This is a genomic window from Paenibacillus sp. oral taxon 786 str. D14 (assembly GCF_000159955.1).
Classification (GTDB): Bacteria; Bacillota; Bacilli; order Paenibacillales; family Paenibacillaceae; genus Fontibacillus; species Fontibacillus phoenicis.
In genome coordinates this window covers 1-798 of sequence record NZ_GG696036.1, presented here as the reverse complement: position 1 = coordinate 798, position 798 = coordinate 1, and the positions used below count along the sequence as shown (strand labels likewise).

The window sequence follows — 798 nt, the reverse complement described above, 5'->3', positions numbered from 1 at the left end:
ATCACTATCTAGATGTTTTTTAAAATATCTCCTATATTTGGATAATGACATATAATATTCAATATAATTGCATTTATGCTATAACAAAACTTGATATATTGGGATATAATGGAATTGTCACAAAATAATAATTGATCGCTGGCCAGCCTTCAAAAAATGGGAGGGTTTCGAATCTAAATGAAGAAGATATTCTCGTCTGCTTTGTTTTGTATTATGCTCGTAGTATCTATTGCGACAAGCGCATATGGTATGGGTGAAACCACTCAAGTTGCCGGTACAGTTTATGAAGAGCAAGTGGCTGGTAAAGAGGCAAAGATAACAACAGCACCATTACAAGAAATGCTTCCTGCCCAATTTCAGGAAGATGGAGTTGTCCTGCAACGTGATGCAAACGGCAACTTCCATGCAACTATTCCTTTAGTAAAACCTAATAGCTCAATTACCGCTAGTGATGTTGTCTTTGGAGGATTAACTATGAGTTTGTACAACTATGTTGGTACAAACAAATATGAATTGTTTTATACGATGGTTGTAACTGGTGATTGGTTGAAAGGGTTAAAAGGGAATTTTACTGTTACAAATACTTCTGTACTTTCACCTGCCACATACCTCGATAAAGATGTAAATTCAACTTTTACGGCAACAAGACTACGTACAGCAAAAGTTGGTGACGATTTTGTTATACCTTCAGATGTTGAAAAGGTTCGAGTAAGGGCCAGTGATTTAAAGGTCTCCTTTTTAGAGACAGACCCTCTATCGCCCGCACCTCTATCTATTATTTTTGAAACTGCTAATGCT

Annotated in this window: 1 protein-coding gene; it reads left to right on the top strand. The window is 36.5% G+C overall.

Annotated features, from left to right (window positions below):
* Positions 1–177 precede the first annotated feature (177 nt).
* Positions 178–798: hypothetical protein (locus POTG_RS22570; protein WP_036646818.1), on the top strand; the 621-nt coding region annotated here is incomplete at its 3' end.